This window comes from Acidovorax bellezanensis (genome assembly GCF_025421555.1).
Lineage (GTDB): Bacteria > Pseudomonadota > Gammaproteobacteria > Burkholderiales > Burkholderiaceae_C > Comamonas > Comamonas bellezanensis.
This window is the reverse complement of sequence record NZ_JAODYH010000001.1, coordinates 254,440-277,779: the sequence shown is the minus strand read 5'-3', so window position 1 is coordinate 277,779 and position 23,340 is coordinate 254,440. Positions and strand designations below refer to the sequence as shown.

Genomic DNA, 23,340 nt, shown 5'->3' with positions numbered 1-23,340 from the left:
GGCAGATGGCATGAATCCTGGAAAAATCGGTAGGCGAAGAAGTTCATACCAGGGCTGGGGGCTTGCAGCCTGTCTTGGCCTGGTCCTGCTGACGGGGTGCGCGGGAGGAATGCGCGGCGCGGATTCCTCGCATGCCGATCTGGTCACGCCTTCCGATGAGACCGATGTCCGGCGGCGTGCCCGCATCCGCCTGGAGCTGGCATCCAATTATTTCCAGTCGGACAAGATGGAAGTCGCGCTGGACGAAGTCAAGAAATCGCTGGCGACCGATCCCAACTATGCCGACGCACACAATCTGCGCGGACTGATCTATATGCGCATGGGCGATCTGCCGTTGGCCGAAGACGGCTTTCAACGGGCCCTGGCGCTGAGTCCGCGCGATGCGAATCTGCTGCACAACTACGGTTGGCTGCAGTGCCAGCAGCGGCGTTTTGCGCAGGCGGACAAGCTGTTCAACGAGGCCTTGTCCCAGCCCATGTACCAGGCCAAGGTCAAGACCTGGATGGCCAAGGGCTTGTGCTACGAGAGCGCGGGCCAGCACAAGGCGGCCGAAGAGGCCTTGTTCAAGGCCTATGAAATCGACGCCGGCAACCCGGTCGTGGCTTACAACCTGGCCAACGTGCTGTATGTTCAGGGGGATGTGGCGCGCGCCCAGTTTTATATCCGCCGCCTGAACAACAGCGACCAGGCCAACGCCGAGTCGCTGTGGCTGGGCATCAAGGTGGAACGTGCGCGGGGGGACCGGCTGGCGATGGCGCAGTTGGCCGGCCCGCTGGGCAAGCGTTTTCCAGAGTCGCGTGAGTGGTTGGCCTATCAACGGGGTGCATTCAATGAGTGAGAGAGAGTTGCAGATGTCCGGTGTCTTGGAAACGCAGCAGGCCGCGCAGGGGAGTCAAGTGACCGCAGGGCAATTGCTGCGCCAGGCGCGCGAAGCCGCGGGCCTGCATGTGGCGGCCCTGGCGAGTTCGCTGAAAGTGCCGGTGCACAAGCTCGAGGCGCTGGAAGCCGACGATTTGGCGGCATTCCCCGATACTGTGTTCATGCGCGCGCTGGCTTCGAGCATCTGCCGCAGCCTGCGCCTGGATGCAGGGCCGATTCTCGACAAGCTGCCACGCAGCGAGCAAAAGGGTTTCGACTCGCAGCGCATGCATTTGAACGAGCCCATCAAGGCGCGTGCGGGCAAGAGCGGTGGCGGCATGACGGCCAACAGCTCCAGCGTATCGCGCAAGGCTTTGTGGTCCATGGCGGCGTTGTTGCTGGCCGCGGGCATTGTGTATTTCATGCCCCACGGTGCCATGGACGAGGCTGTGCAAGAGTCGGCCAGCGCGCCTGCCGTCGTGGAGGCGCCGCAAAGCGTCTTGCCCGAGGCCGCGCCCATGCTGCCCGCCGTAGAGGTCGCGCCTGCCGCGGTCCTGCCTGCGGCCGAGCAGCCTGCGGCGGCGGTGCCGCCAGCTGCGGTGGCTGCGCCCGCGGTGACCCCGCCCGCCGTGCCCGCGCCGGAAACTCCGGTTGCTGGCGCCGATGCGGGCGGTGCCTTGCTGGCGTTCAACGCCACGGCCACTTCCTGGGTGCAGGTCAAGGACGCGCGCGGCGCGGTGGTGCTGCAAAAGAATTTGAATGCTGGCGAGTCGGTGCAGGTGTCCGCGGCCTTGCCGGTGTCGGTGGTTGTCGGCCGTCCCGACGTCACCACACTGCAGGTACGCGGTCAGGCATTCGACCTGCCGGCGGTTGCGCGCGGCAACGCGGCGCGGTTTGAGGTGAAATAAGTGAACAGCAAAGAACAGCTTGCCATCGCCATGTCCGCTCCGGCGGCACGGCGCTCGCGCCAGGCCAAGGTGGTCTGGGGTGACAGGGTCGTGACCATCGGTGGCGATGCCCCGGTGCGCATCCAGTCCATGACCAATACCGACACCGTCGATGCGGTGGAAACGGCCATCCAGATCAAGGAACTGGCCCAGGCCGGCTCCGAGCTGGTGCGCATCACGGTGAACACGCCCGAAGCGGCCGCCGCCGTGCCCTATATCCGCGAGCAGCTCGACCGCATGGGCGAGAACGTGCCGCTGGTGGGCGACTTCCACTACAACGGCCACCGTCTGCTGACCGACTTCCCCGATTGCGCCAAGGCGCTGTCCAAGTACCGGATCAACCCGGGCAATGTGGGCAAGGGCGACAAGCGCGACAAGCAATTCGGTCAGATGATCGAAGCCGCGGCGCGTTACGACAAGGCCGTGCGCATCGGCGTCAACTGGGGCAGTCTGGACCAGGATCTGCTGGCCAGTCTGATGGACGAGAACAGCCGCCGGTCCCAGCCCTGGGATCCGCGCCAGGTGATGTACGAAGCGTTGATCACTTCGGCCATCGACTCGGCACGCCTGGCCGAATCCATGGGCCTGAACGGCGACCAGATCATTCTGTCGTGCAAGGTCAGCGGCGTGCAGGACCTGATTTCGGTCTACCGCGCGCTGTCGCAGCGCTGCGACTACGCCTTGCACCTGGGCCTGACCGAAGCCGGCATGGGCACCAAGGGCACGGTGGCTTCGGCGGCCGCGCTGTCGGTACTGCTGCAGGAAGGCATTGGCGATACCATTCGCGTGTCCCTGACGCCCCAGCCCGGCGAAGCGCGCACGCAGGAAGTCGTGGTGGCTTCGGAGATTCTGCAGTCCCTGGGCATGCGCATGTTCGTGCCCAGCGTCACCGCCTGCCCAGGCTGTGGCCGCACCACCAGCACCACCTTCCAGGAACTGGCCAAGCGCATCGACGACCACCTGCGTTCGCAGATGCCGGTCTGGCGCGTGAGCTATCCCGGCGTGGAAGCCATGCGCGTGGCCGTGATGGGCTGCATCGTCAACGGCCCGGGCGAGAGCAAGCATGCCGACATCGGTATCAGCTTGCCGGGCAACGGCGAAGCGCCAGCGGCGCCGGTGTTCATCGATGGTGAAAAGGCCTTGACGCTGCGCGGGGACAATATCGCCGAAGAATTCCATGCGCTGGTCGACAACTATGTGCGACGCCGCTATGGGCCCCAGGGGCAGTAAGCCCGGCGCCCGACGCGCCTGACCCGCTGCCTTGGCGCGGGCCAGGCGCCTGTATTTTCATTTGACCCATTTTTGCCGTGACCACTGAAACCAAAACTTCGGCTCCCAAGCAGGGAAAAATCGTTGCCGTCAAAGGCATGAACGATATCTTGCCACCCGATTCCGCACGCTGGGAATGGCTGGAAGACAAGGTGCGCAGCCTGATGCAGCGCTATGCCTACCGCAATATCCGCACGCCCATCGTCGAGCCCACGCCCTTGTTCGTGCGCGGCCTGGGCGAAGTGACCGATATCGTCGAGAAGGAGATGTACTCCTTTGAAGACCGGCTCAATGGCGAGCAGCTGACGCTGCGCCCCGAAGCGACGGCCGGCGTGGTGCGTGCCGTGGTGGAAAGCAATCTGCTGTACGACGGCGGAAAGCGCCTGTATTACATGGGCCAGATGTTCCGCCACGAGCGTCCGCAGCGCGGCCGCTATCGCCAGTTCCACCAGATCGGTGCCGAAGCCCTGGGCTTTCACGGCGCCGAAGTCGATGCCGAGCTGATCTTGCTGGCCGACGCGCTGTGGAAGGAACTGGGCCTGCAGCATGTGCGCCTGGAACTCAACAGCCTGGGCCAGCCCGAGGAGCGCAAGGCCCACCGTGCGGCGCTGATCGCCTACTTCGAGCAGCACCATGAACTGCTCGACGAAGAAGCCAAGCGCCGCCTGCACAGCAATCCGCTGCGCATTCTGGACACCAAGAACCCGGCCATGCAGGCCATGGTCCAGGCCGCTCCGCGCCTGCTCGACTTCCTGGGCGAAGCTTCGCTGGCCCACCTGAATGCCGTCACCGCCATTCTGGACGCCAACGGCGTGGTCTGGAGCATCAACCCGCGCCTGGTGCGCGGCATGGACTACTACAACCTGACGGTGTTCGAATTCATCACCGACCAGCTGGGTTCGCAGGGCACCATCTGCGGCGGCGGCCGTTACGACTATCTGATCGAGCAGATCGGCGGCAAGTCCGCTCCGGCCGTGGGCTGGGCGCTGGGCGTGGAACGCGTGCTCGAACTGCTCAAGGAAGCGGGCGTGGCATCGCCCGTGCCCGTGCCTGACGCCTATGCGGTGGTGCCGGATGCGGCGTCGCTGCCCCAGGTCAGCACGGTGGTGCAGGCCTTGCGCCGCGCCGGCGTCAGCGTGCAGTTGCACAGCCCCGCGGGCGCAGCCAGCGAAGGCATGGGCAGCATGAAATCGCAGTTCAAGAAAGCGGATGCCAGCGGCGCCCGCTTTGCCCTGGTGTTCGGCTCGGACGAGTTGGCGCAGGGCCAGGTGACGGTGAAATCCCTGCGCGACGGCAGCGGTGCCCAGACCACGCAATCCCTCAGCGCTGTGGAGCAGTGGGCGACCCTTCTACAATCGAACGACTAAAAACACCCAGCAAAGCCATGGCCCAACATCTAGACCTTGAAGAACAAGAGCAACTCGACCAGCTCAAGCATTTCTGGAACAAATGGGGTACCCCTATCACGGGTGCCCTGCTTGTCGTGGTCGGCAGCTTTGCTGCCTGGAATGGCTACCAGTACTGGCAAGCCCGCCAGGCCACCCAAGCGGCGGCCCTGGCGGACGCGGTGACGGTGGCCGTGGAAGGCCGGCAGCTCGACCGAGTGGGCCTGGCCCTGGCGGATCTGCAAAGCAGCTACGCGGGCACCGAGCAGGCGTCGCAAGCCGGTCTGATGGCTGCCAAGGCCTGGGCCGATGGCGCCGAGTGGGACAAAGCCAAGGGCGCGCTGGCCTGGGTTGCCGAGCATGGCAATGACAGCGGCCTGCAGGCCGTGGCGCGTCTGCGCCTGGCCGGCGTGCTGATCGAGCAAAAGAACCTGGACGCCGCGTTGCAGCAACTGACGGCTTCTTTCCCCAGCGAGTTTGCCGCCGCGGCCGCAGACCGCCGTGGCGATGTCTATGCGATGCAGGACAAGAAGACCGAAGCCGTGGCGGAATACGAAAAGGCCTACAAGGCCTTTGACAACCAGATCGACTACCGTCGCCTGGTCGAGTTCAAGCTCAATGCCCTGGGCGTGCAAGTGCAGGCCGAGGCAACCGCCGCAAAGGTCAAGCTGTGAGCGGCGCCGTGTCAACAACCTCTGCCCGCCTGACGCGCAGCCTGTGCGCGCTGGCTTTGCTGGCCAGCCTGGGCGGCTGCGCCCTGTGGAGCGCCGAGAAGGCCAAGCCTCTGGACCTGGGCCCGAATGTGGCGCTGCTGCAGGTGCAAAAAGCCTGGACGGCAAAGATCGAGCCGGTGGCACGTCTGCCGCTGGCGGTGCTGGTGCGTGGCAATACGGTCACCTTCGCGGGCGCCGACGGCAGCCTGCAGGCGCTCAACGCCGAAAGCGGTGCTGCGCTGTGGCAGGTCAAGATCGGCCAGCCGCTGACCGCCGGCATCGGTGGGGACGAGCGCCGCCAGGCGGTGGTCACCCAGTCGAATGAAGTGGTGCTGCTGGAGCAGGGCCGCGAAGTCTGGCGCAAGCGCCTGCCGGCAGCGTCCTATACGCCGCCGCTGGTGGCCGGCGGGCGGGTCTTCGTCCTGTCGGCGGACCGTGCGCTGACCGCGTTCGATGCCGACAGCGGTCAGCAGCTGTGGGTTCAGCAGCGCACCGGCGAATCGCTGGTCCTGCGCCAGGCGGGCGTGTTGACGGCCGTGGGCAATACCCTGGTGGCGGGCCTGTCCGGTCGCCTGGTGGGCCTCAACCCCGACAACGGTGCCGTGCTCTGGGAAGCGCCTTTGGCCAGCCCGCGCGGCACGAATGATGTGGAGCGTCTGGTGGATCTGGTGGGCACGACCAGCCGGGATGGAGCTCAGCTGTGCGCGCGCGCCTTCCAGGCGTCCGTGGGCTGCGTGGATACGGCCAGCGCCCGTTTGCTGTGGGCACAACCTGCCCGCGGTGCCGAAGGCGTGGGCGGCGACGCCCAGAGCGTGGTCGGGGCCGAGAGCAATGGAACAGTGATCGCATGGAGGCGTGCCGATGGCAGCCGCCTGTGGTCAACGGATCGCCTGCAACACCGCAAGCTGACAGCGCCTTTGCTGTTGGGGCGTTCGGTGGTCGTAGGCGATGACTATGGTCTGGTTCATTTGTTGTCCAAAGAGGATGGTTCACCGCTGAACCGCCTGACAACGGATGACTCCGGGATTGCTGCAGCACCAGTGGTGGCTGCGGATACGCTGGTAATCGTGACGCGCCGTGGTGGCGTGTACGGCTTCCGGCCGGATTGATAGGTATTCTGGGATGAAGCCAGTTATTGCCCTTGTAGGGCGCCCGAATGTGGGCAAATCGACGCTGTTTAATCGGCTGACCAAGTCGAGAGATGCGATCGTCGCCGACTATGCCGGATTGACGCGGGATCGTCATTACGGCCAGGGCAAGCAGGGCAAGCATGAGTACATCGTGATTGACACCGGCGGGTTCGAGCCTGACGCGACCAGCGGCATCTTCAAGGAGATGGCCAAGCAGACGCAGCAGGCCGTGGCCGAAGCCGATGTGGTGGTCTTCGTGGTCGATGCACGGGCCGGCGTTTCGGCGCAGGACCATGACATCTCCCGATACCTGCGCCGACTGGGCAAGCCCTGTCTGCTGGTGGCCAACAAGGCCGAAGGCATGAAGGAGGGCGCGCAGCTCACCGAGTTCTACGAACTCGGCCTGGGCGAAGTGCTCGCGGTGTCCGCGGCCCACGGCCAGGGCGTGCGCGACCTGGTGGAGCTGGCGCTGGCGCCGCTGCACCTGCCCGAGCCCGAGGAAGAGATCAACGACGGCGAGCTGGGTCCCATCAAGCTGGCCGTGGCCGGCCGTCCCAATGCTGGCAAGTCCACGCTGATCAACACCTGGCTGGGTGAAGAGCGTCTGGTGGCGTTCGACATGCCCGGCACCACGCGCGACGCGATTTCCGTGCCTTTCGAGCGCAACGGCCAGAAGTTCGAGCTGATCGACACGGCCGGCCTGCGCCGCAAGGGCAAGGTCTTCGAAGCCATCGAGAAGTTCTCCGTGGTCAAGACCTTGCAGGCCATCGAGTCGGCCAACGTCGTGCTGCTGCTGATCGATGCCACCCAGGGCGTGACCGAGCAGGACTCGCACATCGCCGGCTTCATTCTGGAAAGCGGCCGTGCCGTGGTGCTGGCCGTGAACAAGTGGGATGCGGTCGACGAGTACCAGCGCGAGCTGCTGCAGCGTTCCATCGAATCGCGCCTGTCCTTCCTCAAGTTCGCTTCCATGCACTTCATCTCGGCGCGCAAGCGCCAGGGTCTGGGCCCGGTGTGGACTTCGATTGTCCAGGCGCACAAGGCCGCGACCTGCAAGATGTCCACGCCGGTGCTCACGCGCCTGCTGCTGGAAGCCGTGCAGTTCCAGGCGCCCAAGCGCGGCGGCATGTTCCGCCCCAAGCTGCGCTACGCCCACCAGGGCGGCATGAACCCGCCGGTGATCGTGATCCACGGCAATTCGCTGGAGCATGTCACCGACACGTACAAGCGCTTCCTCGAAGGGCGTTTCCGCAAGGAATTCAACCTTGTGGGCACGCCGCTGCGCATAGAAATGAAGACCTCGACCAATCCTTACGCGGATAAGGACTGACCCCCTGAGCCGCTTACGCCGGATGGCCGGCCCCGGTTTCCCCCTCTCATCCTTCGGTGGAGGGGGGCGCCCGGCTAGGGGCTGCAGCCTCGGTGCGGGGCGGCCCTTCCTCGCTGCCCCATTGCTGGTGCGCGCCAGTTTCAGAGGCAGTGGATGTGCGAGTACCATGCATAACTGAGCCCAAGGCCTTGCAAAACCCCGGTGATGCGGGGCGCGCAAGGCTCTGTGGTAAGGTGTCGGTTTACAACAACACTCCTTGAACACGGAGAATATCGTGAGCAATAAAGGCCAACTCCTCCAAGATCCCTTTCTCAACGCACTGCGCCGCGAGCATGTGCCGGTTTCCATTTATTTGGTCAACGGTATCAAGCTGCAAGGTCAGATTGAGTCTTTTGATCAATACGTTGTGCTCTTGCGCAACACCGTCACCCAAATGGTGTACAAGCACGCCATTTCCACCATTGTTCCTGGCCGCGCCGTGAATTTCTCCACGGCCGAAACGCCTGCGGACAACGAACCCGCAGGCGCTTGATTGCACCACCCAGACCTAAGCCATGCGTCCGGGAGTCGCGTTCTGACAGGAGAGCTCCATGGGTTCTCCTGACTCCCCCCATGTCCAGCCCACGCCCGTCCTCCTGGTCGGCGTGGACTTCGGACTTCCCCATTTTGACGGCGAGCTCGAAGAGCTTGGCCTGCTGGCCGAAACCGCGGGCCTCAAGCCCGTAGCCCGCCTGTCCTGCAAGCGCAAGGTGCCCGATGCGGCCCTGTTTGTCGGCAGCGGCAAGGCCGATGAAATCCGCATGCTCGCGCAGATGCATGGTGCCCAGGAAGTGCTGTTCGACCAGGCGCTGAGCCCGGCCCAGCAGCGCAATCTCGAGCGCCATCTGGACATGCCGGTCACTGACCGTACCCTGCTGATTCTCGAGATCTTTGGCCAGCGCGCGCGCAGCCATGAAGGCAAGCTCCAGGTAGAGCTGGCCCGCCTGCAATACCTGGCCACACGGCTGGTGCGCCGCTGGTCCCACCTGGAACGCCAGCGCGGTGGTATCGGTGCGCGCGGCGGCCCGGGTGAAACCCAGATCGAGCTCGACCGCCGGATGATCGACAAGGCCATCAAGAGCACGCGCGAGCGGCTGGTCAAGGTCAAGAAGCAGCGCGCGACCCAGCGGCGCCAGCGTGAACGCCAGGATGTGTTCAACGTGTCCCTGGTCGGCTATACCAATGCCGGCAAGTCCACGCTGTTCAATGCCCTGGTCAAGGCCAAGGCCTACGCTGCCGACCAGCTTTTCGCCACGCTGGACACCACGACCCGTCAGCTCTACTTGAGCGATGCACGCCAGTCCGTGTCCCTGTCGGATACGGTGGGTTTCATCCGCGATTTGCCGCATGGCCTGATCGATGCCTTCCAGGCCACGCTGCAGGAGGCCGTCGATGCCGACTTGCTGCTGCACGTGGTCGATGCTTCGAACCCGGATTTCCCAGAGCAGATCGCGCAAGTGCAAAAAGTGCTGACCGAAATCGGTGCCGCGGATATCCCGCAGGTGCTGGTCTTCAACAAGCTCGATGCCATTGGCAGCGAGCTGCGTCCGGCAGTGTTGCAGGATGAGTATGAGTGGGATGGTCAACCTGTTCCGCGCCTGTTTGTCAGTGCGCGCAGCGGCGAAGGCCTGCCCGCCTTGCGGCAACTGCTCACGGAAAGTGTTCTGGCGGCGAAGGGGGCGGATAAGATCCCCGATATACACGCTGATATGTGATTCCATTTCTAGATCAAGCGTGAACGCGAAGGCGAAGCGCGGACAGTACAAAACATAAAACAAGCGAAGCCGACAAAGTGCACGTTTGATATGGAGATGGAATAAGGCGCCACGCCCAGTTTGGGCACAATGCCGACGAGATCCCTGTCTTTTGCAAAAACTGAGACTTTTCGCATGAATTTTTCACACCGCGCGCCCCGTTGGGCGCTGCTGCCCAAGCGCCTTCGGGGGATGTTCAACCTGAACGATCCTCGTTGGGGTCGAGGCGATGACAAGGACACGGACGGCACGCGGCCGGACGGCGACAAGCCGACCCCGCCGCCAGCCAATGGCCGTGACCGTAACCCCCAGGGACAGGGCGGACAACCGCCGGACCTGGACGAATTGTGGCGTGACCTCAACCGCAAGCTGTCCGGCCTGTTCGGCGGCAAGAACGGTGGCAATGGTCAGCCGCCCAATGGTCGCAATAGCGGCAACTTCCAGCCCGACATGAAGAATGCCGGTGTGGGAGTCGGCCTGATCGCCGGCGTCGCCGTGCTGATCTGGCTGGGAACGGGCTTCTTCATCGTGCAGGAAGGCCAGCAGGCCGTGATCACCCAGTTCGGCAAGTACCAGAGTACGGTCGGCGCGGGTTTCAACTGGCGCCTGCCTTACCCCATCCAGCGCCATGAACTGGTGTTCGTGACCCAGATCCGCTCGGTGGACGTGGGCCGCGACAACATCATCAAGAGCACGGGCCTGCGCGAGTCGGCCATGCTGACGCAGGACGAGAACATCGTCGAAATCAAGTTCGCCGTGCAGTACCGCCTCAACGATGCGCGCGCCTGGCTGTTCGAGAGCAAGAACCCGGCCGAAGCCGTGGTGCAGGTGGCTGAATCGTCGGTGCGCGAAGTGGTCGGCAAGATGCGCATGGACGCAGCCCTGTCCGAAGAGCGCGACCAGATCGCGCCCCGCGTGCGTGACCTGATGCAGACCATTCTGGACCGCTACAAGGTCGGCGTCGAAATTGTCGGCATCAACATGCAGCAGGGCGGCGTGCGTCCGCCCGAGCAGGTGCAGGCGGCGTTTGACGACGTGCTCAAGGCCACACAGGAGCGTGAGCGCGCCAAGAACGAGGCCCAGGCCTATGCCAATGATGTGGTGCCGCGTGCCGTCGGTGCCGCCTCCCGTCTGGCCGAGGAAGCCGGCGCCTACAAGGAGCGCATCGTGGCCCAGGCCGAGGGTGATGCCCAGCGCTTCAGCTCGATTCTCACCGAGTACCAGAAGGCACCACAGGTCACGCGTGACCGGCTGTATCTGGAAAGCATGCAGCAGATCTATGGCAATGTGACCAAGGTGCTGGTGGATTCACGCCAGGGCTCCAACCTGCTGTACCTGCCGCTGGACAAGATCATGCAGAGCGTCGGTCAGGGTGGTGCGGCTGCCGCGGCGGATGCGTCGGCTGCAGCCACGGCGCCAGGTGCGGCTGTCGCGCCTTCCACTTTGTCGAATGATGCCCGTGTGCGCGACTCCGGTCGTTCGCGCGAGCGCGAAGCACGCTAGGAGATTCTTGTGAACAGAGTCGGATTTATTGTCTCCAGCCTGTTGGTGGTGCTGGCCCTGCTGAGTTCCATGTTGTTCGTGGTGGATCAGCGCCAGTTTGGCGTGGTCTACGCCTTGGGTCAGATCAAGGATGTGATCACCGAGCCAGGCCTGCACGTCAAGATGCCCCCGCCGTTCCAGAACGTGCGCTACCTCGACAAGCGTCTGCTGATGCTTGACAGCACCGATACCGAACCCATGCTGACCGCTGAAAAGCAGCGCGTGGTGATCGACTGGTACGTGCGCTGGCGCGTTTCCGAGCCGTCGGAGTACATCCGTAACGTGGGTCTGGACGAAAACGCCGGCGCCATGCAGCTCAACCGTGTGGTGCGCAATGCTTTCCAGGAGGAAATCAACAAGCGCACCGTCAAGGACCTGCTGGCGGACAAGCGCGAAGCGCTGATGGCCGATGTCAAGCGCGAAGTGCTGGAAGCCGTGCGCGGCGCCAAGCCCTGGGGCGTGGATGTGGTCGACGTGCGCATCACGCGTGTCGACTATGCGGAAGCCATCACCGAATCGGTGTACCGCCGCATGGAAGCCGAACGCAAGCGCGCCGCCAACGAGCTGCGCTCGACCGGTGCGGCCGAAGGCGAGAAGATTCGCGCCGAAGCCGATCGTCAGCGTGAAGTGACGCTGGCCAACGCCTACCGTGACGCCCAGAAGGTCAAGGGCCAGGGCGATGCCGAAGCCGCACGGGTCTATGCCGAAGCGTTTGGTCGCGATCCACAGTTCGCGCAGTTCTATCGCAGCCTCGAAGCCTACAAGGCGAGCTTCAGCAAGAAGAGCGACGTGATGGTGCTCGACCCATCGTCGTCGGAATTCTTCAAGGCGATGCGCAGCGGCGGCGCCAAGTAAACGACCGGCGCCTGCGCGTCAGGCACGCAAGCAAAAAAGAGGGGCTCAGGTCCCTCTTTGCATTGCGGGGCGGCGGCAGAACATGGATTTTCGGAAGTGGATCCGCGCCGCTGTGCAAGCAATAACGTGTACCCAGGCTGGGCCATGGGGTCTGGATGGGTGAGGGGTCGCCGCTATCCCGTAGAATCGCGTTTTTAACAGCCTCCCATTTTTCCATGTCTGCTTGGGTCCTGCCGGATCACATCGCCGATGTATTGCCTTCCGAGGCACGGCACATCGAAGAATTGCGTCGAGGATTGCTCGATACGGCGCGTAGCTATGGGTATGAGCTGGTCATGCCTCCCCTCTTGGAGCATCTGGAGTCCCTGCTGACGGGTACCGGCGAAGCCCTGGACCTGCAAACGTTCAAGCTGGTTGACCAGCTGTCCGGACGTTCGCTGGGCCTGCGCGCCGATACCACCCAGCAAGTGGCCCGTATCGATGCCCACCTGCTCAATCGCAAAGGCGTGACACGTCTTTGCTATTGCGGCCCGGTGCTCCATACCCGTCCCGACCGCCCGCGTGCCACCCGTGAGCCGCTGCAGTTTGGCGCGGAAATCTACGGCCATGCGGGCCTGGAGGCGGACCTTGAAGCTTTGCTGCTGGCCTTGGCCTGCTTGCGCAGCGCCCAGGTGAGCGACGTCAGCGTCGACCTGGCCGATGTGCGCGTGGTGAGCAGTCTGCTCGCCGGCGTGCCCGTCGATGCCCAGCGGCTGCATGCCGTGCACGGCGCGCTGGCGACCAAGGACGCCAGCGAGCTGGCCGAGCTGACCCGCGACTTCCCCACCGCTTCGCGCCAGGGCCTGATGGCCTTGCTGCAGCTGTACGGCGACGTGCAGGTGCTGGACGAGGCCGAGAAGGCGCTGGCCGGCATTGCCGGCGTGCCCGAAGTGCTGGCCCATCTGAAGTGGCTCGCATCGCGCCTTGACGGCGTGAATGTGACCTTCGATCTGGCCGATCTGCGCGGCTACGGCTACTACAGCGGAACCCGTTTTGCGATGTACGTGCCCGGTGCCAGCGATGCGCTGGTGCGCGGCGGCCGCTACGACGAAGTCGGCGCCGTGTTCGGTCGAAACCGACCCGCGGCCGGCTTCAGTCTGGACATCAAGCAACTGGTCAGCGTCGTGCCCACACGCCCCCTCAAGGCCGCCATTCGCGCGCCCTGGGGCGATGCGCAGGATGTGAGCGCGGCCATCGCCGCTTTGCGCGCGCAGGGCGAAACGGTGGTCTGCGTGCTGCCGGGCCATGGCAGCGAAGTGGACGAATTTCACTGCGACCGAGAACTGGTGCAAGTCGCCGGGCAATGGGTCGTACAAGCCATTTCAGGCATTTGACAATTCATCGGATTTGATTATGAAAACAAGCAAAGGTCGCAACGTCGTCGTGGTCGGCACCCAATGGGGTGACGAAGGCAAAGGCAAGCTGGTGGATTGGCTCACGGAAAGCGCCCAAGGCGTGGTGCGCTTCCAGGGCGGCCACAATGCCGGCCACACCTTGGTCATCAACGGCGTGAAGACCGCGCTGCACCTGATCCCCAGCGGCATCATGCGCGCTGGCGTCAAGTGCTACATCGGCAACGGCGTGGTGCTGTCGGCAGCCAAGCTGTTCGAGGAAATCGAAGGCCTGGAAAAGGCGGGCGTGCAAGTGCGCAACCGCCTGCGCGTGAGCGAAGCCTGCCCGCTGATCCTGCCTTTCCATGCAGCCCTGGACGTGGCCCGCGAAGCGGCGCGTGAACAAGGCGGCACCGAGAAGATCGGCACCACCGGCCGCGGCATCGGCCCTGCCTACGAAGACAAGATCGCCCGCCGCGCGCTGCGCGTGCAGGACCTGAAGTACCCCGAGCGTTTCGCCACCAAGCTGCGCGAACTGCTGGCCTTGCACAACCACATCCTGGTGCACGTGCTGGGCTCGAAGAACTTCACGTTCGGCGACGGCCTCAAGCCTTACATCATCGACGGCGAAGTGCAGTTCGATGCGGTCTACGACGAAGCCATGCGCCATGCAGAAATGCTCAAGCCCATGATGGCCGACGTTTCGCGTGAACTCAACGAAGCCCACCAGGCTGGCGGCAACCTGCTGTTCGAAGGCGCGCAAGGCACGCTGCTGGACGTGGACCACGGCACCTACCCCTATGTGACGTCGAGCAACTGCGTGGCCGGCAATGCCGCCGCCGGTTCGGGCGTGGGCCCTGGCATGCTGCACTACGTGCTGGGCATCACCAAGGCGTATTGCACCCGCGTGGGTGGCGGTCCGTTCCCCACCGAACTGGATTGGGAAAAGGAAGGCACGCCTGGCTATCACATGAGCACCATCGGTGCCGAAAAGGGCGTGACCACGGGTCGCAGCCGCCGTTGCGGCTGGTTTGACGCGGCCTTGCTCAAGCGCTCGGCCCAGGTCAACGGCCTGTCCGGTCTGTGCATCACCAAGCTCGACGTGCTCGACGGCCTGGAAGAACTCCAGCTGTGCGTGGGCTACGAGCTCGACGGCGAAACGATCGACCTGCTGCCCATGGGCGCGGACGACATCGCCCGCTGCAAGCCGATCTACGAAACCATTCCCGGCTGGACCGATACCACCGTGGGCGTGACCGAGTACGACAAGCTGCCCGCATCGGCGCGTCGCTACCTGGACCGCATCGCCGAAGTGACCGGTGTGCCTATCGCCATGGTGTCGACCAGCCCTGATCGCGACCACACCATTCTCATGCACAACCCTTACAGCGCCGCTTGAACGCAGCCTGCTGTATCCACGATAGAAACAGGACCTCACCATGCTGACCGAAGACGGTAACCACCTGTATGTGAGCTATGACGAGTACCACGGCCTGATCGAGAAGCTTGCGCTCAAGATCCACCAGTCGGGCTGGGAATTCGACACCATCTTGTGCCTGGCACGGGGTGGCTTGCGTCCAGGCGACATCCTGAGTCGCATTTTCGACAAGCCGCTGGCCATCATGTCCACCAGCTCCTACCGCGCCGAAGCCGGCACGGTGCAGGGCCACCTGGACATCGCGCGCTTCATCACCACGCCCAAGGGCGAGATCGCCGGTCGCGTGCTGCTGGTCGACGACCTGGCGGACTCGGGCCATACGCTCAATGCCGTGGTCAAGATGCTCAAGAGCAACTACCCGCCGATCACCGAGCTGCGCAGCGCCGTGATCTGGACCAAGGGCCTGTCGACTTTCGAAGCCGACTACTCGGTGGAATTTCTGCCAAGCAACCCCTGGATCCATCAGCCGTTCGAAAGCTACGACAACATGGGCCCTGAAAAGCTGCTGGAAAAGTGGAAGCTGTAAGCTTGCACTGACCGGGCTTTGCGCCTCAAGGACCGCCGCGGCGGTCCTTTTTCATGGGCAAACCCGCTTTCCCCAGGGAAGGCCAGCGGTATTTGTTGGTTTTAGATGACATCAGGTCACAAGCTTGATCTCGTCGGCTGGAAGCGTGCAAGCCTGAAGATACACTGCACGCACTTTAGAAAGTGGTGGTTTGTGAAGCTCAATTCGTTCCTGCAGCGACGCGCTGCCCTGGCGTTGATTGGATTGGCCTGTGTGGCGTCCAAGGGGGCTGCCGCGGCGCCTCCGGTGTCTGTCGTGCCACCGGCTCCCAAGCCCGTACCCCAGCCTTTGCCGCCGGTGTTTGTGCTCAATTCCCTCGATGCCACGATCAGCGTGATCGACCCGTCGCGCTGGGTCGAGACGGAGCGCATTCCCACGGGCAAGGAGCCGCACCATCTTTACCTGACACCCGATGAGAAGTCGCTGGTCGTGGCCAATGCGCTCGGCAACTCGCTGACTTTCCTGGACCCGCGCACCGGCCAGGTACAGCGCACGGTGCGCGATATCTCCGACCCCTATCACTTGCGTTTCAGCCCCGACATGAAGTGGCTGGTGACGGCCGCCAACCGGCTCAATCACATCGACTTCTTCCGCTGGGACGGCCAGCAACTGGTGCTGGCCAAGCGCGTGGCCACGGGCAAGACGCCCAGCCATCTGTGGATAGACGCCAACAGCACCACGGTGTACTCCACCATGCAGGACAGCGATGAGCTGGTGGCCATCGACCTGGCCACGCAAACCATCAAGGCCCGGGTACGCACCGGTGCCACGCCAGCCGATGTCTACGGCAGCGAAGATGGGCGCCGGCTGTTTGTCGGCCTCATGGGCAGCGACAGCGTGGAAGTGTTCGACATTTCGGCGGGCCCGCCGCGCAATGTCGCGCTGATCAAGACCGGCAACGGCGCGCATGCGTTCCGCGCCGTGGGCGACAAGCGCCACCTCTACGTCAGCAACCGCGTGGCCAACACCATCAGCAAGATCGACATGCAATCCCTGCAGGTGGTCGACAACTATCCGGCGCCAGGCGGCCCGGACTGCATGGATGTGTCGGCCGACGGCCGTTACATCTATGTGACTTCGCGCTGGGCGCGCAAGCTGTCGGTGATCGACACCGTGGAGAAAAAAGTGATCAAGCAGGTCAGCGTGGGCAAGTCGCCGCACGGCGTGTGGACGCTGGCGCACGCGCCGCGCTGAGCGCGCCATGCTGCCGCGTCGCACCGCATGGCTGGGGGTCTGTCTGCTGGGCAGCAGCCTGCTGTCCCTGGGGGCCTGGGCGCAGGACGCCTGCAAGCCGGTCTACCTGACTTTCGACACCGGCCACATGGGCGTGGCGCCGCTGGTCGCCGACGTGCTCAAGCGCCAGCATGTGCTGGTCACCTTTTTTGCGGCCAACGAGGCCACGCAAGAGGGCGATGGCAGCCTGGGTGAGCATTGGGCGCCCTGGTGGCGCGCACGCGCCGCCGAAGGCCATGCGTTTGCGTCGCACACCTGGTCGCATACCTACTGGCGTGCCGATGCGACCGCGGTCCAGTCGCCGGCGTTTCGCGTCCGGCCTTCGGCCGGCCCGCGCGAAGGCCAGACCTTCACGCTCAGCGCCGCCGGCTATTGCGCGGAAATCGCCCGCTCGGCCGACCGGTTGCAGCAGATCACGGGCAAGAAGCCGCTGCCGCTGTTTCGCGCGCCAGGCGGCAAGACTTCGCCTGCGCTGCTGGCCGCGGCCAAGTCCTGCGGCTGGGCGCATGTGGGCTGGTCGCCCGCGGGCTTTCTCGGCGACGAACTGCCCAGTGAGCGCGTGAGCAATGCGGCTTTGCTGCAGCAGGCGCTGCAGCGCATCCGCAGCGGTGATATCTTGCTGGCGCACCTGGGCATCTGGTCGCGCAAGGATCCCTGGGCGCCGGCCGTGCTCGAACCATTGATCGTCGGGCTCAAGCAGAAAGGCTTTTGCTTTCGCACGCTGGATGCGCACCCCGATTATTCACGCTGGATTGCGCAGCAGCGCTGAAGACAGGACTAGGGCAGGTAATGGACGCATTGGTGAACTTATTTGAATCCGCACGGCAGTGGCTGTTCGAGACCGTGGTGCAGCCCTTGCTGTTTGGCGCGGGCCTGGGTCAGTTTCTGGAGGACGGCTATACGGCCACCGGCTGGCTGCTGGTGGGCCTGATCCAGCTGAGCGTGATGCTGCTGCTGATCGTGCCGCTGCAACGCTGGCGGCCGGTCGAAGCCGTGACCGACAGGCGCGCCATCCGCGTGGACATCGTCTACACCCTGGTGCACCGGCTGGGCCTGTTTCGCGTCGCGCTGTTCTTTGCCGTGGACCCGCTGTGGGACGGGCTGTTCGGCACGCTGCGCGTCTGGGGCCTGCCTACTTTCCACATCGACGATCTCTGGCCCGGCGTGACCGACAAGGCCTGGGTCAGCCTGCTGCTGTATCTGCTGGTGTTCGACCTGGTCGATTACTGGATTCACCGCGGCCAGCACCATTTCCGCTGGTGGTGGAAGCTGCATTCGCTGCACCATTCGCAGCGCCAGATGACGGTGTGGAGCGATAACCGCAACCATTTGCTCGACGACCTGTTGCGTGACAGCATCATCGTGCTGGTGGCGCAGATCATCGGCCTGGCCCCGGGCCAGTTCGTCGCCATCGTCGCCATCACCCAACTCAGTGAAAGCCTGCAGCACGCGAATGTGCGCCTGTGGTTTGGCCGCATCGGCGAGCGTCTGTGGATCAGCCCGCGCTTTCATCGACGCCACCACACCATTGGCATAGGCCACGAAGCGGCGCCAGTGGCCGGGAAAGCCGCTCGGCGGAGGGGTGGCAACAACTTCGGCGTGCTGCTGCCCTGGTGGGACATGCTGTTCGGCACGGCAAATTTCGAGCTGCGCTATGACCCTACCGGCGTGCGGGATCAGGTCGAGCCGGACCGCCAAGGACGGCTGCGTGACTATGGCCAGGGCTTCTGGTCACAGCAGTGGCGGGGAATTCAGCGTTTGATGGGTCGCGCTTGAGGCGCGCAATCGGTATGCTAGGGGCATGAGACTGCTTATCGACTCCTTCTGGCGCGCAGCAGCTTATTGCCTGCACAAACGGGTAATTCTGTGGTCGCTGGTGCCGCTGCTGTTCATGGCCTTGCTCTCCACCGGGCTGGGTTACTTCTACTGGGCTCCGGCCGTGCAGTGGGTGCAAGGCCTGCTCGACGGCGCGAGCTGGTTGCAAACCGTCTGGGGCTGGCTCCAGGCCAGAGGCGTGGGCTTTGGCTCGGCCGCTGTCGCGCCGGTGCTGGTGGTCCTGGTGGCCATGCCCATCATCGTCGTGCTGTCCCTGCTGCTGGTGGCCCTGTGCATGACGCCCGCGCTGGTGTCCCTGGTGGCCGAGCGGCGGTTCGACAGGCTCGAGCGCAAGAAGGGCGGCTCGCTGCTGGCCAGCCTGGCCTGGTCGCTGGGCTCGACCCTGATCGCGCTGATTGCCTTGATCGTGTCCGTGCCGCTGTGGTTCGTGCCGCCGCTGGTGCTGCTCATTCCGCCCATCATCTGGGGCTGGCTGACGTACCGCGTCATGGCGTTTGACGCCCTGGCCGAGCATGCGAGCAAGGCCGAGCGACGCACGCTGTTCCTGCGCCACCGCTACAGCCTGATGGCCATGGGCGTGGTCTGCGGCTACCTGGGCGCGGCGCCGGCCCTGGTCTGGGCTTCGGGCATGGTCTTCCTGGCGGCGTTCTGGGTGCTGATTCCCGTGGCCATCTGGATTTATGCGCTGGTGTTCGCTTTCTCTTCGCTGTGGTTTGCCCATTTCTGCCTGGCGGCGCTGGAGCAGTTGCGCGCCGGCGGGCCCGTCGTTGATGCATCTGACGTGATCGTGCCGCTGGCCCCGCAGCCCGCGGCCGAGGTCGTCGCGCCTTCTCTTTCCTCCTCCACCAAGTGATTCTTCATGGATTTGCAGTTTGGCGCCCTCATCATTGGCGATGAGATTCTCTCGGGCAAGCGGGCCGACAAGCATTTGACCAAGCTGATCGAGCTGTTGTCCGCTCGCGGCTTGACGCTGTCCCATGCCGAGTACGTGGGCGACGACCGCCCGCTGCTGACGGCGGCGCTGTCGCGGGCGTTTGACAGCGCATCCGTGGTGTTCTCGTTCGGCGGCATCGGTGCCACGCCCGACGACCACACCCGCCAGTGCGCGGCCCAGGCCCTGGGCGTGCCGCTCGCGCTGCACCCCGAGGCGGTGGCGCTGATCCAGGAGCGCATGCGCGATGTCGCGCTGGAAAAAGGCGAGGCTTTCGAGCCCGACCGACCCGATAACCTGCACCGCCTGCAAATGGGCAATTTCCCGCAGGGCGCGACCATCATTCCCAACCCCTACAACAAGATTGCCGGCTTCTCCTGCGCGGGCCGCAAGGGCGGGGCCGTGCATTTCGTGCCGGGCTTTCCGGTCATGGCCTGGCCCATGGTGGAAAGCGTGCTCGAGCGGCACTATGCGCCGCTGTTCAATGGCCCCGCGCGGCAGGAGCGTTCGGTGCTGGTGTTTGGCGTGGGCGAGGCTACACTCACGCCGCTGATGCAGCAGCTGGAAGCGACGCATGGCGCAATCCGCGTCTTCAGCCTGCCCAGCGTGGACCATGCCGAGCATGGCCCCCATGTGGAGCTGGGCCTCAAAGGCCCGGCGGTGGACGTGACTGCGGCCTGGCCCGAGTTGCTGGCGGGTCTGCACTCTATTGGTGCAAAAACAAGCACCGAATTGGTGCGTGATTTGTGATTTTTTTCAGCGCCGGCGGATTGCACTGTTTTGGTGACATCCGCGGGTGCGCAGTGTCCCGTCTTTGGCGTGTGGCGGGACACGCGTGGGGCTTCAGGGCAGGGTGTGCAAAGTTGGCACGCAAACTGCTTGATGTTCCGCAACCCTTTTGAACAAGCCGTTTTTCCAGGAGATCCTGATGGCGAAGACCGTTGCAGACGTGATGAAGATGGTGAAAGAGAACGAGGTCAAGTTTGTTGACCTGCGCTTCACCGATACCCGTGGCAAGGAACAGCACGTGACTGTGCCTGTGTCGCATTTCGATGAAGACAAGTTCACTTCGGGCCATGCATTTGACGGCTCCTCGGTGGCCGGCTGGAAGGGCATTGAAGCCTCGGACATGCAATTGATGCCCGATCCCAATACCGCCAACATCGATCCTTTCTTCGAAGAAACCACGCTGTTCCTGCAGTGTGACGTGATCGAGCCCAGCGACGGCAAGGCCTACGACCGCGATCCGCGTTCGATCGCCAAGCGCGCTGAAGCCTACCTCAAGGCCTCGGGCCTGGGCGACACGGCCTACTTCGGTCCCGAACCCGAATTCTTCATCTTCGACGGCGTGCGCTGGACCAATGAACCCGGTCACGTGAGCTACGAAATCGAAGAATACGAAGCGCCCTGGAACAGCGGCACCAAGTTCGATTCCGGCAACCGCGGTCACCGTCCCACGACCAAGGGCGGCTACTTCCCCGTGCCTCCCGTCGACAGCACGCAAGACATGCGCGCCGAGATGTCGCTGATTCTCGAATCCCTGGGCATTCCGGTCGAAGTCTTCCACCACGAAGTGGCAGGCGCAGGCCAGAACGAAATCGGTACGCGCTTCTCCACCCTGGTGGAACGCGCCGACTGGACGCAGCAGCTCAAGTACGTGGTCTGGAACGTGGCCAACACCTACGGCAAGACGGCGACTTTCATGCCCAAGCCTTACGCTGGCGACAACGGCTCGGGCATGCACGTGCACCAGTCGGTCTGGAAAGACGGCAAGAACCTGTTCGCTGGCGACGGCTATGCCGGTCTGTCGGACTACGCTCTGTACTACATCGGCGGCATCATCAAGCACGCCCGTGCACTGAACGCCATCACCAACCCCGGCACCAACAGCTACAAGCGCCTGGTGCCTGGCTACGAAGCTCCGGTGAAGCTGGCCTACTCGGCCAAGAACCGCTCGGCTTCGATCCGCATTCCCTACGTGGCCAACCCCAAGAGCCGCCGCGTCGAAGCGCGCTTCCCCGATCCACTGGCCAACCCCTACCTGTGCTTCTCGGCTCTGCTGATGGCCGGTCTGGACGGCGTGGAAAACAAGATCCATCCCGGCGAAGCCGCGACCAAGGATCTGTACCATCTGCCCCCGGAAGAAGACAAGCTGGTGCCCACCGTGTGCCACAGCCTGGACCAGGCCCTCGAAGCCCTGGACGCTGACCGTGCCTTCCTGACCAAGGGCGGCGTGTTCTCCGACTCCATGCTCGACGCCTACATCGAGCTGAAGATGGGCGAAGTGACCCGCTTCCGCCAGGCCGTGCACCCTGTCGAATACGACATGTACTACTCGCTCTGAGCCAGAGCATGCCGCCCCGCAAGCCCGCACGGTTTGCCGGGGCCGGCAGATCTCCGAAAGCGGCGCAAGCCGCTTTTTTTGCGCCTGCAGGTCATCGAAGGTCGGCGGGCGTGGGGGGCACAAACTTGCCTTTTTGTCACGTGATCAGGCGATACTGGAGGGTCATAAGCCGCGCCTGTTTTCTGCCGCGGGTGACCGAGGGAATGTCATGAAAAAAATGCTTGTACTGTTGTTGCCGTTGTGGATGTCCGCTGCGTGGTCCCAGAATGTGATCTACCGCTGCGGCAATGAATACACCAACAACGTCAGCCAGGCCAAGGAGCGCGGCTGCAAGCCCGTGGAAGGCGGTCATGTGACCGTGATCCACGGTGGATCGCTTCCTGCGGCCACGCCCGCGCCTGCGGCCGCGGCCCCGCGCGGCAATGCGCCTGCCGCCAGCAGCGTCCAGCGTGCCCGGGATTCGGATGCGCGCGCCATCCTGCAGGACGAATTGGCCAAGTCGCAGGAGCGCCTGGCGCAGTTGGAGCTCGAATACAACAATGGCACGCCCCAGCGCTCGGCGCTGGAGCTGCGCAACCCCCAGGGCTATATCGAACGCACGGCCGAACTCAAGGCCCAGATCGCGCGTGTCACCAGCGATATTGCCGGCCTGCGCCGCGAAATCGCCCGCCTGCCGGCAGCATCCAGTGATGCGCCCAGCAACTGAAGACCATGCATGTCCCTTTCGACTGAACGCAAGCGCCCTGAGAGCGCCTACGATGCCTTTGATTCGCTGTGCACGCTGACGGCGGTGCTCAACATGGACGGGGCCGCGCTGTTTGCCAATGCGGCGCTGGAAAATGCCCTGGGGCTGTCGCGCCGCATGCTCGAAGGCAGCGATTTCGCCGAGCATTTTGTCGATCCGGCGCTGCTGCGCAAGGCCATGGCCGGCGCCCGCGGACAGGACTTCGCGGCCCTGCGCTATGAGGCCAGCCTGCGCCGCCAGGCCAAGGAGGCCTTGCCGGTGCAGGTGATCGTGTCCATCACCGAAGGCACGGGCCATGTGCTGCTGGAAATGTCGCCGCTGGAGCAACAGGTGCGCCAGGACCGCGAAGAACGGCTGCTGGAGCAGACCCAGGCCCACAAGGAGCTGATCCGCAATCTGGCCCACGAGATCAAGAACCCGCTGGGCGGCATCCGCGGCGCGGCGCAGCTGCTGGAAATGGACCTCGACAGCCCCGAGATGCGCGAATACACCCAGGTGATCGTGCACGAGGCCGACCGTCTGCAAAGCCTGGTCGACCGCCTGCTCGCACCCCATCGCCATCCGCACCTGGTGGGAGATGTCAATATCCACGAAGTCTGCGAGCGCGTGCGCTCGCTGGTGCTGGTCGAGTACCCGCAAGGCCTGAGCGTGCGGCGCGACTACGACACCTCGATTCCCGAGTTTCGCGGCGACCGGGCGCAGCTGATCCAGGCGGTGCTCAACATCGTGCAGAACGCCGCGCAGGCGCTGTCGGCACGCATGGCGCAAGGCGATGCCTGCATCACTTTGCGCACCCGCGTCGCGCGCCAGGTGACTTTTGGCAAGCAACGCTACCGCCTGGCATTGGAATTGCATGTGATTGACAACGGACCAGGCGTGCCAGAGGCCATCAGGGAGCGGATTTTCTATCCCTTGGTGTCTGGACGGGATGGGGGATCGGGTTTGGGGCTGACATTGGCCCAGACTTTTGTGCAGCGACACGATGGCTTGATCGAATGCGACAGCCAGCCCGGGTGCACGGATTTCCGCATTCTCATCCCTCTGCCTTGAGGTCCT

General features: G+C 64.1%; 22 protein-coding genes. All 22 read left to right on the top strand.

Going from position 1 to position 23,340, the window contains the following annotated elements:
• Positions 1-10 precede the first annotated feature (10 nt).
• The 22 genes from pilW (at position 11) to glnL (ending at position 23,334) form a co-directional block, all read left to right on the top strand.
• A complete protein-coding gene (pilW, locus tag N0K08_RS01215) occupies positions 11-838 on the top strand; it encodes a type IV pilus biogenesis/stability protein PilW (protein ID WP_261498165.1) in 828 nt (275 codons plus the stop codon).
• A gap of 13 nt (positions 839-851) precedes the next feature.
• Positions 852-1,766 carry a helix-turn-helix domain-containing protein gene (locus N0K08_RS01210; RefSeq protein ID WP_261498164.1) on the top strand — a complete coding sequence of 305 codons (915 nt, stop codon included), beginning with the start codon at positions 852-854 and terminating at the stop codon, positions 1,764-1,766.
• A gap of 30 nt (positions 1,767-1,796) precedes the next feature.
• Positions 1,797-3,035 (top strand): flavodoxin-dependent (E)-4-hydroxy-3-methylbut-2-enyl-diphosphate synthase, encoded by a 1,239-nt coding sequence (ispG, locus tag N0K08_RS01205; RefSeq protein WP_261498468.1) that lies wholly within the window; start codon positions 1,797-1,799, stop codon positions 3,033-3,035.
• Positions 3,036-3,172: 137 nt separating this feature from the next.
• Positions 3,173-4,441 carry a histidine--tRNA ligase gene (gene hisS / locus N0K08_RS01200; RefSeq protein ID WP_261498467.1) on the top strand — a complete coding sequence of 423 codons (1,269 nt, stop codon included), beginning with the start codon at positions 3,173-3,175 and terminating at the stop codon, positions 4,439-4,441.
• Between the two features lie 17 nt (positions 4,442-4,458).
• Positions 4,459-5,133, top strand: coding sequence for a YfgM family protein (locus tag N0K08_RS01195; RefSeq protein WP_261498163.1), 675 nt, complete (start codon positions 4,459-4,461; stop codon positions 5,131-5,133).
• Between the two features lie 8 nt (positions 5,134-5,141).
• A complete protein-coding gene (gene bamB, locus N0K08_RS01190; RefSeq protein ID WP_261498162.1) occupies positions 5,142-6,281 on the top strand; it encodes an outer membrane protein assembly factor BamB in 1,140 nt (379 codons plus the stop codon).
• 13 nt (positions 6,282-6,294) lie between these two features.
• Entirely contained in the window at positions 6,295-7,632 is a 1,338-nt protein-coding gene (gene der, locus N0K08_RS01185) for a ribosome biogenesis GTPase Der (RefSeq protein WP_261498161.1), read from the top strand.
• A gap of 274 nt (positions 7,633-7,906) precedes the next feature.
• Complete coding sequence (hfq, locus tag N0K08_RS01180) at positions 7,907-8,164, top strand: RNA chaperone Hfq (RefSeq protein WP_408642885.1); 258 nt, start codon at positions 7,907-7,909, stop codon at positions 8,162-8,164.
• Positions 8,165-8,222: 58 nt separating this feature from the next.
• Entirely contained in the window at positions 8,223-9,386 is a 1,164-nt protein-coding gene (gene hflX / locus N0K08_RS01175) for a GTPase HflX (protein WP_261498159.1), read from the top strand.
• 174 nt (positions 9,387-9,560) lie between these two features.
• Positions 9,561-10,928 (top strand): FtsH protease activity modulator HflK, encoded by a 1,368-nt coding sequence (gene hflK, locus N0K08_RS01170; protein WP_261498158.1) that lies wholly within the window; start codon positions 9,561-9,563, stop codon positions 10,926-10,928.
• A gap of 9 nt (positions 10,929-10,937) precedes the next feature.
• Positions 10,938-11,822 carry a protease modulator HflC gene (gene hflC / locus N0K08_RS01165; RefSeq protein ID WP_261498157.1) on the top strand — a complete coding sequence of 295 codons (885 nt, stop codon included), beginning with the start codon at positions 10,938-10,940 and terminating at the stop codon, positions 11,820-11,822.
• 215 nt (positions 11,823-12,037) lie between these two features.
• On the top strand, positions 12,038-13,195 hold the full coding sequence (locus N0K08_RS01160; protein WP_261498156.1) for an ATP phosphoribosyltransferase regulatory subunit: 1,158 nt from the start codon (positions 12,038-12,040) through the stop codon (positions 13,193-13,195).
• Positions 13,196-13,214: 19 nt separating this feature from the next.
• The gene (locus N0K08_RS01155; protein WP_261498155.1) at positions 13,215-14,591 is read left to right on the top strand and encodes an adenylosuccinate synthase; all 1,377 of its coding nucleotides are present in this window, start codon (positions 13,215-13,217) and stop codon (positions 14,589-14,591) included.
• Between the two features lie 40 nt (positions 14,592-14,631).
• Entirely contained in the window at positions 14,632-15,156 is a 525-nt protein-coding gene (locus tag N0K08_RS01150) for a phosphoribosyltransferase (RefSeq protein WP_261498154.1), read from the top strand.
• 285 nt (positions 15,157-15,441) lie between these two features.
• Entirely contained in the window at positions 15,442-16,389 is a 948-nt protein-coding gene (locus N0K08_RS01145) for a YncE family protein (RefSeq protein ID WP_261498466.1), read from the top strand.
• Positions 16,390-16,396: 7 nt separating this feature from the next.
• Entirely contained in the window at positions 16,397-17,197 is an 801-nt protein-coding gene (locus tag N0K08_RS01140; RefSeq protein ID WP_261498153.1) for a polysaccharide deacetylase family protein, read from the top strand.
• Between the two features lie 20 nt (positions 17,198-17,217).
• Positions 17,218-18,204 (top strand): sterol desaturase family protein, encoded by a 987-nt coding sequence (locus tag N0K08_RS01135; RefSeq protein ID WP_261498152.1) that lies wholly within the window; start codon positions 17,218-17,220, stop codon positions 18,202-18,204.
• A gap of 25 nt (positions 18,205-18,229) precedes the next feature.
• Positions 18,230-19,117, top strand: a complete 888-nt coding sequence (locus N0K08_RS01130) for an EI24 domain-containing protein (protein ID WP_261498151.1) — start codon at positions 18,230-18,232, stop codon at positions 19,115-19,117.
• Between the two features lie 6 nt (positions 19,118-19,123).
• Positions 19,124-19,945, top strand: coding sequence for a competence/damage-inducible protein A (locus N0K08_RS01125; RefSeq protein WP_261498150.1), 822 nt, complete (start codon positions 19,124-19,126; stop codon positions 19,943-19,945).
• A gap of 178 nt (positions 19,946-20,123) precedes the next feature.
• Complete coding sequence (gene glnA / locus N0K08_RS01120; protein ID WP_261498149.1) at positions 20,124-21,539, top strand: type I glutamate--ammonia ligase; 1,416 nt, start codon at positions 20,124-20,126, stop codon at positions 21,537-21,539.
• Positions 21,540-21,747: 208 nt separating this feature from the next.
• Positions 21,748-22,245 (top strand): hypothetical protein, encoded by a 498-nt coding sequence (locus N0K08_RS01115; RefSeq protein ID WP_261498148.1) that lies wholly within the window; start codon positions 21,748-21,750, stop codon positions 22,243-22,245.
• A 9-nt stretch (positions 22,246-22,254) separates the two neighbouring features.
• Positions 22,255-23,334 (top strand): nitrogen regulation protein NR(II), encoded by a 1,080-nt coding sequence (glnL, locus tag N0K08_RS01110; protein ID WP_261498147.1) that lies wholly within the window; start codon positions 22,255-22,257, stop codon positions 23,332-23,334.
• The last annotated feature ends 6 nt before the right edge of the window (positions 23,335-23,340 follow it).

What these genes read in the sequence shown, in the direction of transcription:
- ispG (WP_261498468.1), top strand. Translation starts at nt 1,797, where the DNA reads ATGTCCGCTCCGGCGGCACGGCGCTCGCGCCAGGCCAAGGTGGTCTGG.
- N0K08_RS01160 (WP_261498156.1), top strand. Translation starts at nt 12,038, where the DNA reads ATGTCTGCTTGGGTCCTGCCGGATCACATCGCCGATGTATTGCCTTCC.
- N0K08_RS01130 (WP_261498151.1), top strand. Translation starts at nt 18,230, where the DNA reads ATGAGACTGCTTATCGACTCCTTCTGGCGCGCAGCAGCTTATTGCCTG.
- hflX (WP_261498159.1), top strand. Translation starts at nt 8,223, where the DNA reads ATGGGTTCTCCTGACTCCCCCCATGTCCAGCCCACGCCCGTCCTCCTG.
- glnL (WP_261498147.1), top strand. Translation starts at nt 22,255, where the DNA reads ATGTCCCTTTCGACTGAACGCAAGCGCCCTGAGAGCGCCTACGATGCC.
- N0K08_RS01135 (WP_261498152.1), top strand. Translation starts at nt 17,218, where the DNA reads ATGGACGCATTGGTGAACTTATTTGAATCCGCACGGCAGTGGCTGTTC.
- N0K08_RS01125 (WP_261498150.1), top strand. Translation starts at nt 19,124, where the DNA reads ATGGATTTGCAGTTTGGCGCCCTCATCATTGGCGATGAGATTCTCTCG.
- der (WP_261498161.1), top strand. Translation starts at nt 6,295, where the DNA reads ATGAAGCCAGTTATTGCCCTTGTAGGGCGCCCGAATGTGGGCAAATCG.
- N0K08_RS01210 (WP_261498164.1), top strand. Translation starts at nt 852, where the DNA reads ATGTCCGGTGTCTTGGAAACGCAGCAGGCCGCGCAGGGGAGTCAAGTG.
- N0K08_RS01150 (WP_261498154.1), top strand. Translation starts at nt 14,632, where the DNA reads ATGCTGACCGAAGACGGTAACCACCTGTATGTGAGCTATGACGAGTAC.
- hisS (WP_261498467.1), top strand. Translation starts at nt 3,173, where the DNA reads ATGAACGATATCTTGCCACCCGATTCCGCACGCTGGGAATGGCTGGAA.
- glnA (WP_261498149.1), top strand. Translation starts at nt 20,124, where the DNA reads ATGGCGAAGACCGTTGCAGACGTGATGAAGATGGTGAAAGAGAACGAG.
- N0K08_RS01155 (WP_261498155.1), top strand. Translation starts at nt 13,215, where the DNA reads ATGAAAACAAGCAAAGGTCGCAACGTCGTCGTGGTCGGCACCCAATGG.
- hflK (WP_261498158.1), top strand. Translation starts at nt 9,561, where the DNA reads ATGAATTTTTCACACCGCGCGCCCCGTTGGGCGCTGCTGCCCAAGCGC.
- N0K08_RS01195 (WP_261498163.1), top strand. Translation starts at nt 4,459, where the DNA reads ATGGCCCAACATCTAGACCTTGAAGAACAAGAGCAACTCGACCAGCTC.
- N0K08_RS01115 (WP_261498148.1), top strand. Translation starts at nt 21,748, where the DNA reads ATGAAAAAAATGCTTGTACTGTTGTTGCCGTTGTGGATGTCCGCTGCG.
- pilW (WP_261498165.1), top strand. Translation starts at nt 11, where the DNA reads ATGAATCCTGGAAAAATCGGTAGGCGAAGAAGTTCATACCAGGGCTGG.
- N0K08_RS01140 (WP_261498153.1), top strand. Translation starts at nt 16,397, where the DNA reads ATGCTGCCGCGTCGCACCGCATGGCTGGGGGTCTGTCTGCTGGGCAGC.